This window comes from Saccharothrix mutabilis subsp. mutabilis, from assembly GCF_039521145.1.
Taxonomy (GTDB): Bacteria; Actinomycetota; Actinomycetes; order Mycobacteriales; family Pseudonocardiaceae; genus Actinosynnema; species Actinosynnema mutabilis.
Map to the genome: position 1 here is coordinate 469,919 of NZ_BAAABU010000002.1, position 12,830 is coordinate 482,748.

Consider the following 12,830-nt stretch of genomic DNA (forward strand, 5'->3'; position numbering starts at 1 on the left):
CCTTCTCACGAACCCGTGACGCCGCTCACGGGTGTACCCGCCAACGACTCCAAAAAGTGAGCACACCAGTCGATCAGTTCCTGGTCGCGGAGCAGGGGTGCGCCCATTCGGCCGCCGGCGGCTCCCTCGGTCGGCCTAGGCACGCTCACCGTGCCCGTGACCTGCTTGTAGACCGCCTTCGGGAACAGCCGCCGCAGGCGGACCATCTGCGAGTCCTTCAGCTCCAGCGGCGCGAAGCGGATCGTGGACCCCTGCACCGCGACCTCGGTGACGCCGTGCGCGCGGCAGGTCTGCCGGAACCGGGCCACCGCGAGCAGCCGCTCGACCGGCAGCGGCGGGGTGCCGTAGCGGTCCTTCAGCTCGTCCCACACGGCCCGCAGCGCGTCCTCGTCGGCCGCCGCCGCGATCTTGCGGTAGGCCTCCAGGCGCAGCCGCTCGCCCGGCACGTAGTCGTGCGGGATGTGCGCGTCGACCGGCAGGTCCACCCGGACCTCGGCCAGCTCCTCCTCGCCGTCGACCTCCGCGCCCGCGTGCCGGCGGAACGCCTCGACGGCCTCGCCGACCAGCCGCACGTACAGGTCGAAGCCGACGCCCGCGATGTGGCCGGACTGCTCCGCGCCCAGGATGTTGCCCGCGCCGCGGATCTCCAGGTCCTTCATGGCCACCGCCATGCCCGCGCCCAGCTCGGTGTTCTGCGCGATGGTCGCCAGCCGGTCGTGCGCGGTCTCGGTCAGCGGGGCCTCCGGCGGGTACAGGAAGTAGGCGTACCCGCGCTCGCGACCGCGCCCGACGCGCCCGCGCAGCTGGTGCAGCTGGGACAGGCCGAGCATGTCACCGCGCTCGACGATGAGCGTGTTGGCGTTGGAGATGTCCAGGCCGGTCTCCACGATCGTCGTGCACACCAGCACGTCGTACTCGCGCTCCCAGAACCCCTGGATGATCTTCTCCAGCTTGTCCTCGTTCATCTGGCCGTGCGCGGTGACCACGCGGGCCTCGGGGACCAGGTCGCGGATGCGGCGGGCGGCCTTCTCGATCGAGGACACCCGGTTGTGCACGTAGAACACCTGGCCGTCGCGCAGCAGCTCGCGCCGGATGGCCGCGCCGACCTGCTTGTCGTCGTACGGGCCGACGTAGGTCAGGATCGGGTGCCGCTCCTCGGGCGGGGTGAGGATGGTGGACATCTCGCGGATGCCCGCCAGCGACATCTCCAGCGTGCGCGGGATCGGCGTGGCGGACATGGTCAGCACGTCGACGTGCGTGCGCAGCGCCTTGATGTGCTCCTTGTGCTCGACGCCGAAGCGCTGCTCCTCGTCCACGACCACCAGGCCGAGGTCCTTGTAGCGCAACCCCTTCTGCAACAGCCGGTGGGTGCCGATGACGACGTCCACCTCGCCGTCGGCCAAGCCCGCGATGGTCTGCTCGGCCTCGGCAGGGTCGGTGAACCGGGACAGGCCCTTGACCGTGACCGGGAACGCCCGCATGCGCTCGGTGAAGGTGTTGAGGTGCTGTTGGGCGAGCAGGGTGGTGGGCACCAGGACGACGACCTGCTTGCCGTCCTGCACCGCCTTGAACGCCGCCCGCACCGCGATCTCGGTCTTGCCGTAGCCGACGTCGCCGCAGATCACCCGGTCCATCGGGACCGACCGCTCCATGTCGGCCTTGACCTCGTCGATGGCGGCCATCTGGTCGACGGTCTCGGTGAACGGGAACGCGTCCTCCAGCTCCCGCTGCCACGGGGTGTCGGCCGCGAACGCGTGGCCGGGCGCGGCCTGGCGGGCGGCGTAGAGCTGCACCAGCTCGGCGGCGATCTGCTTGACCGCCTTGCGCGCCTTGGCCTTGGTGTTCTTCCAGTCGCTGCCGCCGAGCTTGTTCAGCGTGGGCAGCTCGCCGCCGACGTACCGGGACACCTCGTCGAGCTGGTCGGTCGGCACGAACAGCCGGTCCCCGGGCTGGCCGCGCTTGGAGGACGCGTACTCCAGCACCAGGTACTCGCGGGTCGCGCCGGCGACCGTGCGCTGCACCATCTCCACGTACTTGCCGATGCCGTGCTGCTCGTGCACGACGAAGTCGCCCGGCTTGAGCGCCAACGGGTCCACGGCGTTGCGGCGGCGCGACGGCATCCGCCGCATGTCCTTCGTGGACGTCCCGCCGCGCCCGCCGGTCAGGTCGGTCTCGGTGAGCACGACCAGCGCCAGCTCGGGCAGCGCGAACCCGTCCTCCAGCGCGCCGCGCACGACCGTGACCGAGCCGGCCCTGGGCGGGGTGTCGAGGGTCTCGCGCAGCAGCGCCGGGACCTCGGCGTCCGCGAGCTGCTCGACGGCGCGCTGGGCGGTGCCCGCGCCCGGCACGACCAGGACGGCCGTGCCGCCGGACGCGGTGTGCGCGCGCAGGTCGGTGAACGCCCGGTCCACGTCGCCCTGGTAGGCCTCGACGTGCTTGAACTCCAGGCGGACGACGTCGGAGCCCTCGGTGGTGAGCTGGCTGAGCGTCCACCACGGCCGGCCCTGGGCGCGGGCGGCGTCGGCGACCTCCGCCAGCCCCCGGTAGGCCGACGCGCCGAGGTCGATCGGGGCCTTGCCGCCGCCGGCCGCCGCCATCCAGGAGGCCTCCAGGAACTCCTGGCCGGTGCGGACGAGGTCGTGGGCGCGGGCGCGGATCTTCTCCGGGTCGGCGAGCAGGACGTGCGTGCCGTCCGGGACGACGTCGGTGAGCAGTTGCAGCTCGCCCTCGCACAGGGCGGGGATCAGCGCCTCCATGCCCTCCGACGGGATGCCGCTCGCGATCTTGTCGAGCATCTCGGCGAGCTGGGCGTCGGCCTGGTGCTCGGCGGCCAGTTCCGCCGCCCGCTCCCGCACCCGGTCGGTGAGCAGCAGCTCGCGGCAGGGCGGGGCGGTGAACTTCGTGACGGTCTCGGGCAGCGACCGCTGGTCGGCCACCGAGAAGGGCCGGATCTCGCTGACCTCGTCACCCCAGAACTCGACGCGCAGCGGGTGCTCGGCGGTCGGCGGGAACACGTCGAGGATGCCGCCGCGCACCGCGAACTCGCCGCGCTTCTCGACCATGTCCACGCGGGTGTAGGCGAGCTGGGCGAGGTCGGTGAGCAGCTCCTCGAAGTCGTGCTCGACCCCCACCTCCAGGTCGACGGGCTTGAGGTCGCCCAGGCCGGGCGCCATCGGCTGGATCAGGCTGCGGACGGTCGCGACGACCACCTTCAGCGGCGCGTCCCCGGGGTGCGCGAGCCGGCGCAGGACCTGGAGCCGGGTGCCGACGGTGTCCGCGCGCGGCGAGAGGCGCTCGTGGGGCAGCGTCTCCCAGCTGGGGAAGTTCGCCACGGCGTCGTGCCCGATGAGGTCGCACAGGACGCGGGTCAGCTCGTCGGCCTCGCGCCCGGTGGCGGTGACGGCGAGCACCGGCACCTTGCGGCTCAGGGCGGCCACCACCATCGGCCGCGCGGCGGGCGCGCCCTCCAGCTCCAGGGCGGGCGTGCCGGTGGAGTCGACCAGGGTGGTGAGCGCCTTGTCGGACAGGACAGCGGTCAACAGGCCGGACAGCGGGCCGGACTGGGGCATTGCGTGGCTCCCTTGGGGGCAGAGGAGAACAGACCCCTGCCCGGGACCTTGCCGCCGCCGCGAGGGGTGCTCGTCCACCAGCCTACGGGCACCCACCGACACCCCGCTGGCCGATTACCCGTCGGTGTGGACGCCCCGGACGCCCCCGGCGAGGGAACCGGCGAACCCCGGCAGCACGTCGTCCCGCCGCGCCCGGCCACCGCCGCGGTCCGCGCCGGGCACCGCGGAGGACCCGGCCCCGACCCGCCACCGGATCGGGCTCGCCGGACGGGCCTCGCGGCGGTACGTGGACGAGTGGATCGTCGGCATCACCGACGTCACGCCGCCGGCGCACGGGATCCGCGCGCTGGTCCGGGCGGGCGACCTCGACGCCGCCACCGCACGGCTGCCGCGTGAACGCCCTCACCCGCTGTAGGGCGAGTTCACACGGAAGTGGGCATGCTGGGCGCCATGCGCCGGGTTGTCGGAGTCGTCGCCGCACTGCTGCTCGCCGGGTGTTCGACCGCGGAGTCACCCGGTGGCAGCGCGCCGCCCGCCGACCCGCCCAAGGGGATCAAGGTCGAGGTCGTCGCGCAGGGCCTCACCCACCCGTGGGAGGTCGGGTTCCTGCCCGACGGCCGGATGCTGGTCACCGAACGGCCCGGCCGGCTCGTCCTGGTCGAGAACGGGAAGACCACGCGGATCAAGGCCGACCTCGGGGACGTCGTCGCGCGCGGCGAGGGCGGGCTGATGGGCCTCCTCGTGCACCCCGACTTCGCCACCACCAGGCGCTTCACCGCGTGCTTCAACACGGCCAAGGACATCCGCCTGGTCACCTTCGAGTTGGACGGCATCGAGGCGCGCCGCGTGCAGGACCCGCTGCGCGACGGCTTCCCCGCCAACCCCAGCGGACGCCACTCGGGTTGCCGCCTGTCGCTGGACAAGGACGGCTCCATGCTGGTCGGCACCGGTGACACGGCCCGCGCCTCCATCGCGCAGGACCGCGCCAGCCTGGGCGGCAAGGTGCTCAAGCTCGACCTCCGGACCGGCGAGGGCGGCGTGCTCACCTACGGCCACCGCAACGTCCAGGGCGTCGCCGTCCGCCGGGACGGCCTGGTGCTCACCGCCGAGCACGGCCCCGACGTGGACGACGAGGTGAACGTCCTCAAACCCGGCGCGAACTACGGCTGGGACCCGTCCAAGGGCGGCACCGAGGACGGGTACGACGAGGACGTGCCCATGACCGACCTGAGCCGTTTCCCCGACGCCGTCCCCGCCGTCTGGTCGTCCGGCCGCCCCACGGAGGCGATCTGCGACGCCGTCTTCCTGGACGGCCCGGAGTGGGGCGACCTGGACGGCGCCCTCGCCGTGACCGCGTTGAAGGGCGCGAAGCTCCTGCTGTTCACGATCACCGCCGAGGGCGGCGTGCACGCGGTGTCCGTCCCGGCGGAGCTGGACGGCACCCACGGCCGCCTGCGCGGCGCGGAACTGGGCCCGGACAAGGCCCTCTACGTGACCACGTCGAACGGGACCGACGACAAGGTCCTCAAGGTGACCCGAGGCTGACCGGCGACCCGGGGGCCGGTCAGCCCCGGCCCACCGACCGACGTCACCCCACAACGCACAGCGGGTTCCTCAGCGGCCTCGGCGGCGCAGTTCGGCGACCAGCAGCGGGATCAGTTCGTCGACGAACGCGCAGTCGTAGCCCTGGCCGTTCATCAGCGCCAGCGCGAAGCGGGTCTTCGCGACCTCGGCCGACGACGCGCCGATCATCCCGTCCAGCGCGATCCCGACCTCCTCCAGCACCCGGTCCACCTGGGAGGTCCGGTAGCCGCGCCGGGTCGGGCCCGCGGTCGGGATCTTGATCATCCGCAGCTGCTTCCACGACGTGATGGGCGGCAGCGCGGCGGGTCGGGCCGGGCCGTCGCCCAGCTGCTTCTCCACCCGCGCCAGGAACGCGTCCACCTCGGTCTCGTCGTAGCCGCGGCGGCCGAACATCGGGCGGCTGAACTTCGCCTCGCGGATGTCCTGGGCGGTCAGGTCGTCGTTGCCCAGCAGGGTGGCCTCGATGCGGTCGAGGAACTTGTCCACCTGGGACTCGTGGTAGCCGCGGCGGCCCCGCGGGGGCTTGCCGAATTCGACCGTCCGCACGTCCCGCGCGGTCAGGGGGCGGGCGCCGACCTGGGGGCGGGGCCGGACGGGCGGCGGCGGGGCCTGTTCGAGGGTGACGACCACCAGGTCGAGGAAGGTGTCGACGTCGTCCTCGTCGTAGCCGATCATGCCCGGCGGGGCGTAGGAGAACTCGTGGTCCTGGACCTCGATGGCGGTCAGGGTGTCCCGGCCGGCCAGGGTGGCCTCGATGCGGTCGAGGAAGGCGTCGATCTCGCCCTCGTGGTAGCCGCGGTTGCCCGGCCGGGGCTTGTGGAAGCGGACGCCCCGGACGTCCCGCGGGGTCAGCCGCGGGGCGGGGCGCATGGCGGTGGACGTGGCGTGCGCGCCCTGCGCGGGGGCCACGGCCTGTCTGCGCTGCGGGGTCGATCTCAGGGTCTCGGCGACCAGCTCCAGGAACGCGTCCACCTCGACCGCGTGGTAGCCCGGCTGCGCGGGGCGGAAGCGCATGCGGCGGACGTCCTGCTCGGTCACGTCGTCACGGCCGAGCAGGGTGGCCTCGATGCGGTCGAGGAAGTCGTCGACCTGCCGCTCGTCGTAGCCCGGCCGGCCGGGCGGCGGGCGGTGGAACGCGACCTGGCGCAGGTCCTGCGCGCTCAGCAGGGGCGCCGGGTGCGCCGGTGCGTGCGGACGCGGTGCCGCGGCCGGACGCGTTGCCGTGTGCGGACGCGCTTCGAACCCCACCCTCGTGCCTCCTTCTCCGGTGTACCGGGGAGTATCGCCGGAGGGAGGTGAAGTTGTTTCGCCCTATTGGCTCAATGCGGTGGTGGAGATCGTTCTACTCTGGCGCCCATGAGCCGGTTCGTGGACACGATGGTGGCAACCGCTGCGAGTGCCAACGATCGAGGGATGACGACGGGTGAGCCGACCGCCCCGACCCGTCGGACGTGGGCGCAGGTGCACGAGGAGGCTCGGCGCATGGCCGGGGCCCTGGTCGCGGGCGGTGTCGCGCCGGGCGAGGCGGTGGCCGTCCTCGCGGGCGACCCGGCGGCGATCGCGCCGGCCGTGCAGGCGGTGTGGCTGTCCGGCGGCAGCACCACGATGCTGCACCAGCCGACGCCGCGCACCGACCTGGCCGAGTGGGCCGCCGACACCCTGCGCGTGCTGGCCATGATCGGCGCGAACCTGGTGCTGCTGGGCAGCCCGTTCGACGCGCTCGCGGGCGTCCTCGACGAGAACGGCGTGTCCTACCGCAAGCTCGACGAGCTGGACGGCGACCCGCTGCCCGCGCCGGTCGAGGTGGCCGAGTCCGCGACCGCCCTGCTCCAGCTCACCAGCGGCTCAACGGCCGACCCGAAGGCCGTCCGCATCACGCACGGCAACCTGTGGTCCAACGCGAAGGCCATGGAGGAGGCCGCGCGGCTGGACCCGGAGACCGACCGGATGGTGTCGTGGCTGCCGCTGTTCCACGACATGGGGATGGTCGGCTTCCTGACCGTGCCGATGCTGTTCGGCATCGACCTGGTGAAGGTCACCCCGGTCGACTTCCTCGCCCGCCCGACCCTGTGGCCGGACCTGATCAGCCGCTACCAGGGCACCATCACCGCCGCGCCGAACTTCGCCTACGCCATCGCGGCGCGCCGGATGGCCGGCGTGGACGACGGCACGTGGGACCTGTCGCGGCTGCGGATCGCGCTGAACGGGGCCGAGCCGATCGACCCGGTGGCGGTGAAGGCGTTCACCGACGCGGGGGCGCGGTTCGGGATGCCCGCCGAGTGCGTGCTGTGCGCGTACGGCATGGCGGAGACGACGCTGGGCGTGGCGTTCGCGCCCGTGTTCACCGGCATGGCGGTGGACCACGTGGACCCGGACGAGCTGGAGGCGAACCGGCGCGCGGTGCCGGTGGAGCCGGGTCCGGACGCGCGGTCGTTCCCGCTGCTCGGGCCGCCGCTGCCGGGCCTGGAGGTCCAGGTGGTGGACGAGTCGGGCGCGGTGCGCGGGGAGCGCGAGGTGGGGCAGCTGCGGGTGCGCGGCGAGGCCGTGACCCCGGGCTACCTGACGGTGAACGGGCCGCTGGCGACGCAGGACGCCGAGGGCTGGCTGGACACCGGCGACGAGGGGTACGTGGTGGACGGCCAGGTCGTCGTGTGCGGGCGGCGCAAGGACGTGATCATCATGGGTGGGCGCAACATCTACCCGACCGACATCGAGCGGGCGGCGATGTCCGTGGAGGGCGTGCGGGCGGGCAACGCCGTCGCCGTGCGCCTGGACGCGGGGACGCGGCGCGAGCGCTTCGCCGTGGTGGTGGAGTCCAAGCACGCGGGCGAGGACGACGCGGTGAAGGACCTGACCAAGGAGATCAACGCGCGGGTCGTGGACGCGGTCGGCCTGCGCCCGTTCGCGGTGGTGGTCCTCAAGCCGGGCAGCCTGCCCAAGACCCCGTCCGGCAAGCTGCGCCGATCCGCCGCGGCCGGTCTGGTGCCGGCCAGGTAGACCCGCCGGCCCCCTGCCACCGGCCCCGCCGGCCAGGTAGACCCGCTGGGGCCCCTGCCACCGGCCCCGCGGGCTAGTGGAACTTGTTCTGGGCCGCCTCCAGGCCCAGTTCCAGCAGGGCCTCCACGGCGTCGGCCGCGCGGTCGAGTTCGAAGGCCAGTTCCTTGCGCTCCACGAGCGAGAAGTCGCGCAGGACGTAGTCCGCCGGGTCCATGCGGCCCGGCGGGCGGTCCACGCCGAAGCGCACGCGGTGGTAGTCCTTGGTGCCCAGGGACTTCGTGATCGAGCGCAGGCCGTTGTGGCCGTTCTCGCCGCCGCCGAGCTTCATCCGGACCGTGGCGAAGGGCAGGTCCAGCTCGTCGTGCACGACGACGATGTCCGCCGGCTGCACCTTGTAGAACCGCGCCGTCCCGACGACCGGGCCGCCGGAGGTGTTCATGTAGCCGCGCGGCTTGGCCAGGACGACCTTGCGCGAGCCGAGCCGGCCCTCCAGGACCTCCGCGCCGCCCTTGTGCGCCTTGAACTTGCCGCCGATCCGGTCGGCGAGCACGTCGAGGACCATGAACCCGACGTTGTGCCGGTTGCCCTCGTACTTGGGCCCGGGGTTGCCCAGGCCCACGACCAGGGCGATGTCATCGGCCACGGAACCGCAACTCCTGCTCAAGCTCGTCCAACAGGGCGTCCACCGCGCGGGTCTGGTACCCCCGCCGCAGGCCGGACGTGGTGCTGAACCTGGTGTGGCGGACCTCGGTGGCGGTCATCCGGCCGCGCCCGTCCAGGGAGGCGGCGGCGCGCGCGAGGAACGCGTCGACTTCACCGCGATCGTAGCCGTTGGCGGACCGGGGGATCTTCACCGCCAGCACGTCGGCGCCCGTGCGCAGCCCGGTCGGCGGCACCAGCCCGGCCCGCAGCTGCCACTCCATGCGGGTCAGGAAGTCGTCCACGGACCGCTGGTCGTACCCGCCGGGCACCTCGTGGAAGACGACCCGGCGCACCTCGTCGGGGTGCAGGGCGCTGCGCCCGGACAGGGCGTCGGCGATCCGGATCAGGAACGCGTCCACCTGGGCGGGGTCGTAGCCCTTGCCCCGCCGGCCGCGGGGGAAGGTCGTCGAGCGCACCTGCGCCGGGCTGAGCGACGCGAACGGCACGCCGCCCCCACCCGGAGGCGGGGGTGACGTGCCGTTCGACCAGCCCGACGTGATGGGCTCAGCTCTCTTCGGAGGCCTCGGTGTCCGCGGCCTCGCCCTCGCCGCCGTCGAGCTGGGCGGCGGTCGGGGCGGCGTTCACGGCGAGGACCAGCGCCTCGGGGTCGGTCACCAGACCGGCGCCGGAGGGCAGCTTCAGGTCGGAGGCGTGGATCTGGGTGCCGGCCTCGACGCCCTCGATCGACAGCTCGACCTGCTCGGGGATGTGCAGGGCCTCGGCCTCGATCTGCACCGTGGTCAGGTCCTGGGTGACCAGGGTGGCGGCGGCGGGCTCACCGGTGACGACGATCGGCACGTCGACGGTGACCTTCTCGCCCCGCTGCACCAGCAGCAGGTCCACGTGCTCGATGTAGTTCTTGATCGGGTGCGTGGTGACGGTCTTGGTCAGCGCGAGTTCGCTGGTGGAGTCGATGTCCAGCGTCAGAACTGCGTTGTGACCGTGCTCGCGGACGACACGGGCGAACTCGAGCGCCGGCAGGGCCAGGTGCTTCGGGTCGGAGCCGTGGCCGTAGAGCACCGCGGGGATCTTTCCGGCACGACGGGTGCGGCGGGCGGCGCCCTTGCCGAACTCGGTGCGCTCCTCTGCGGCGAGACGGACCTCGGACACGGTGGGGCTCTCCTATCGGTCTGGCCTTGAAACGTCGGGCGGTACTCGGAGCGGGGTGCTGGCCTACGACGACGGGCGGCGCGGAGGGTGGACACGCGCGGCATCACCACAACCGCCGCGTCGATCACGACAAGCGTGACGCTCGCCCTCGCCGAGGCAACCCGACCAGTGTAGGCCGGTTCCCGGACTGGTCCTAATCGGGGGTCGGGTCCCCGTCCCCGGAAGACGGACACGCCGGGTCGCCCGTGCGGGCGCCCCGGCGTGTCGGGTCCGCGGATCAGGCGTTGCCGTCGAACAGGCTCGTGACCGAGCCGTCCTCGAAGACCTCCTGGATGACCCGGGCCAGCAGCGGCGCGATGGGCAGCACGGTCATCGCGTCGAACCGCTTCTCGGCCGGGATCGGCAGGGTGTCGGTGAACACGACCTCGCGCGCGCCGCACTCGCGCAGGCGGTCCACCGCCGGGCCGGACAGGACCGGGTGGGTGGCGGCGATGACCACGTCGGACGCGCCCTCGGCCAGCAGCTGCTCGACGGCCTTGGTGATGGTGCCACCGGTGTCGATCATGTCGTCGATGACCACGCACAGCCGGTCCTTGACCTGGCCGACCACGCGGTTGGCCACGACCTCGTTCGGGCGCAGCGGGTCGCGGGTCTTGTGGATGAACGCGATCGGCGCGCCGCCCAGGGTGTCGGCCCACTTCTCGGCGAGCTTGGTGCGGCCGGCGTCCGGCGACACCACGGTCAGCTCCTGGCCCGCGTACTTGTCGCGGATGTGCTCGGCCAGCAGCGGCATGGCCCACAGGTGGTCCACCGGGCCGTCGAAGAAGCCCTGGATCTGGGCGGTGTGCAGGTCGACGGCGACCAGGCGGTCCGCGCCGGCGGTCTTGAACAGGTCCGCGACCAGGCGGGCGGAGATCGGCTCCCGGCCGCGGTGCTTCTTGTCCTGCCGCGCGTACGGGTAGAACGGCATGATCACCGTGATGCGCTTGGCGGAGGCCCGCTTGAGCGCGTCCACCATGATCAGCTGCTCCATCAGCCACTGGTTGATGGGCGCGCAGTGGGACTGGATGACGAACGCGTCGCAACCGCGCACGGACTCCTCGAACCGCACGAAGATCTCGCCGTTGGCGAAGTCGTAGGCGGACTGCGGGGTCACCGACACGTTGAGGTGCTTGGCCACCTGCTCGGTCAGCTCGGGGTAGGCGCGACCGCCGAAGAGCATCAGGTTCTTCTTCGGGGTACCGGGCATGGTGGGGTTCACGGTCAACGCCCTTCCTCGGCGGTTGTCTCGGCATTCTGCGACGCCAGGGCGTCCTGTGCCGCTTGAGCGGCGGGGGTGCCGGGCCTGCGGTTCAGCACCCAGTCGGTGAGGTTGCGCTGGGGGCCGGTGGAGACCGCCAGCGCGCCCGGGGGCACATCGCGGCGCACGACGGTCCCGGCGCCGGTGTACGCGCCGTCCCCGACGGTGACGGGGGCGACGAACATGTTGTCCGAGCCCGTGCGGGCGTGGGAGCCGATGACCGTGCGGTGCTTGTTGACGCCGTCGTAGTTGACCGTGACGCTGGCCGCGCCGATGTTGGAGTGCTCGCCGATGGTGGCGTCGCCGATGTAGCTCAGGTGCGGGACCTTGGAGCCGGTGCCGATGTCGGAGTTCTTGACCTCGACGAAGGTGCCGATCTTGCCGTCGGCGCCGAGCTTGGTGCCGGGGCGGAGGTAGGCGAACGGGCCGACCGACGCGCCCGCGCCGATCTGCGCGCCGGAGCCGTGGGTGCGCACGACGGACGCGCCCGCGCCGATGGAGCAGCCGCTGAGGGTGGTGTCGGGGCCGACGACGGCGTTCTCGCCGACCACGGTGCCCGCACGCAGCTGCACGCCGGGCTCGATGGTGGCGTCCCGGCCGATCCGCACGTCGGCGTCGAGCCAGGTGGTGGCGGGGTCGACGACGGTGACGCCGGCCCGCATCCACTGTTCAACGATCCGACGGTTCAACTCGGCACCCAACCGCGCCAGCTGGACCCGGTCGTTGACGCCTTCCACCAGCCACGGGTCGTCCGTGACGACCGCGCCGACCCGCTTGCCGTCGCCGCGCGCGATGGACAGGACGTCCGTGAGGTACAGCTCCCCCTGCGCGTTGTCGGTGGAGAGCCGGGAGAGGCCGTCGCGCAGCACCTCGGCGTCGAAGGCGTAGACGCCGGAGTTGATCTCGTTGATGGATTGTTGAACAGCAGTCGCGTCCTTTTGTTCAACAATCGCGGCGACCTCGCCGGCGTCGTCGCGGACGATGCGGCCGTAGCCGGTGGGGTCCGGGACGATCGCGGTCAGCACGGTGACGGCGTTGCCGGCCTTGCCGTGTTCAACGAGCAGGTTGTTCAACGTTCGAGCGTCCAGCAGGGGGACGTCGCCGTAGGTGACGACGACCGTGCCGGTGAGGTCGGAGGGCAGCTCGGCCAGGCCGCAGCCGACCGCGTGGCCCGTGCCCTTCTGCTGCTCCTGCACCGCGACGGTGACCTTGCGGTCCAGTGCGGTCGACAGGCTGTCGAGGTGTTCGGTGACCGCGGCACGCCCGTGCCCGACGACGACGGCCAGATGGTCAGGATCGGTCCCGGCGGCGGCGCGGACCGCGTGCTCCACGAGGGAGCGGCCGGCGATCCGGTGCAACACCTTGGGGGTGGCTGAGCGCATGCGGGTGCCTTCACCCGCTGCGAGGACGATCGTGCTGACTGGGGTGGGAACACCCTCGAGCATCAGCGCTCTCCCTAGCTGAGTGCGTGCCTGCCAGCGGGAAGGCCTGGCTCCCGCCAGGTGCTGATACTAAGCCTCCGAGGGCCCCTCGCCTCCCACGACGGCAACCTGACAGTTACCTCCCGG

At 72.5% G+C, this 12,830-nt stretch carries 10 protein-coding genes; 3 read left to right on the top strand and 7 right to left on the bottom strand.

Annotation, left to right across the window (positions count from 1 at the left end):
- Window positions 1-5: 5 nt before the first annotated feature.
- Window positions 6-3,569, bottom strand: coding sequence for a transcription-repair coupling factor (mfd, locus tag ABD126_RS06050; protein WP_343932628.1), 3,564 nt, complete (start codon window positions 3,567-3,569; stop codon window positions 6-8).
- A 124-nt stretch (window positions 3,570-3,693) separates the two neighbouring features.
- Between mfd and ABD126_RS06055 the strand changes: the two genes are divergently transcribed.
- Together ABD126_RS06055 and ABD126_RS06060 are read left to right on the top strand one after the other, a co-directional pair.
- Complete coding sequence (locus tag ABD126_RS06055) at window positions 3,694-3,984, top strand: DUF4291 family protein (RefSeq protein ID WP_343932629.1); 291 nt, start codon at window positions 3,694-3,696, stop codon at window positions 3,982-3,984.
- 35 nt (window positions 3,985-4,019) lie between these two features.
- Complete coding sequence (locus ABD126_RS06060) at window positions 4,020-5,114, top strand: PQQ-dependent sugar dehydrogenase (protein WP_343932630.1); 1,095 nt, start codon at window positions 4,020-4,022, stop codon at window positions 5,112-5,114.
- 69 nt (window positions 5,115-5,183) lie between these two features.
- Here ABD126_RS06060 and ABD126_RS06065 read toward each other — a convergent pair whose 3' ends face one another.
- Window positions 5,184-6,401 (bottom strand): DivIVA domain-containing protein, encoded by a 1,218-nt coding sequence (locus ABD126_RS06065; protein ID WP_343932631.1) that lies wholly within the window; start codon window positions 6,399-6,401, stop codon window positions 5,184-5,186.
- Between the two features lie 108 nt (window positions 6,402-6,509).
- Here ABD126_RS06065 and ABD126_RS06070 point away from each other — a divergent pair, with 108 nt between their 5' ends.
- The gene (locus ABD126_RS06070; RefSeq protein ID WP_343932632.1) at window positions 6,510-8,150 is read left to right on the top strand and encodes a fatty acyl-AMP ligase; all 1,641 of its coding nucleotides are present in this window, start codon (window positions 6,510-6,512) and stop codon (window positions 8,148-8,150) included.
- Window positions 8,151-8,223: 73 nt separating this feature from the next.
- Here the strand turns inward: ABD126_RS06070 and pth are convergent, their stop codons facing one another.
- The 5 genes from pth to glmU all read right to left on the bottom strand — a co-directional run bounded on the left by pth (window position 8,224) and on the right by glmU (window position 12,707).
- Entirely contained in the window at window positions 8,224-8,793 is a 570-nt protein-coding gene (pth, locus tag ABD126_RS06075; protein WP_343932633.1) for an aminoacyl-tRNA hydrolase, read from the bottom strand.
- The gene (locus ABD126_RS06080) at window positions 8,783-9,298 is read right to left on the bottom strand and encodes a DivIVA domain-containing protein (protein ID WP_343932634.1); all 516 of its coding nucleotides are present in this window, start codon (window positions 9,296-9,298) and stop codon (window positions 8,783-8,785) included. Before ABD126_RS06080 ends, pth begins: the two co-directional genes overlap by 11 nt.
- 58 nt (window positions 9,299-9,356) lie before the next feature.
- Window positions 9,357-9,962: a 50S ribosomal protein L25/general stress protein Ctc gene (locus ABD126_RS06085; RefSeq protein WP_343932635.1), complete on the bottom strand. Its 606-nt coding sequence runs from the start codon at window positions 9,960-9,962 to the stop codon at window positions 9,357-9,359.
- Between the two features lie 277 nt (window positions 9,963-10,239).
- Window positions 10,240-11,211 (bottom strand): ribose-phosphate diphosphokinase, encoded by a 972-nt coding sequence (locus ABD126_RS06090; RefSeq protein ID WP_343932959.1) that lies wholly within the window; start codon window positions 11,209-11,211, stop codon window positions 10,240-10,242.
- A gap of 14 nt (window positions 11,212-11,225) precedes the next feature.
- Window positions 11,226-12,707: a bifunctional UDP-N-acetylglucosamine diphosphorylase/glucosamine-1-phosphate N-acetyltransferase GlmU gene (gene glmU / locus ABD126_RS06095; RefSeq protein WP_343932636.1), complete on the bottom strand. Its 1,482-nt coding sequence runs from the start codon at window positions 12,705-12,707 to the stop codon at window positions 11,226-11,228.
- Window positions 12,708-12,830 lie beyond the last annotated feature (123 nt).

Bases quoted from the DNA above. Each gene is read 5' to 3' on its own strand.
- mfd (WP_343932628.1), bottom strand. From the start codon at position 3,569: ATGCCCCAGTCCGGCCCGCTGTCCGGCCTGTTGACCGCTGTCCTGTCC.
- ABD126_RS06090 (WP_343932959.1), bottom strand. From the start codon at position 11,211: ATGCCCGGTACCCCGAAGAAGAACCTGATGCTCTTCGGCGGTCGCGCC.
- ABD126_RS06060 (WP_343932630.1), top strand. From the start codon at position 4,020: ATGCGCCGGGTTGTCGGAGTCGTCGCCGCACTGCTGCTCGCCGGGTGT.
- glmU (WP_343932636.1), bottom strand. From the start codon at position 12,707: ATGCTCGAGGGTGTTCCCACCCCAGTCAGCACGATCGTCCTCGCAGCG.
- ABD126_RS06070 (WP_343932632.1), top strand. From the start codon at position 6,510: ATGAGCCGGTTCGTGGACACGATGGTGGCAACCGCTGCGAGTGCCAAC.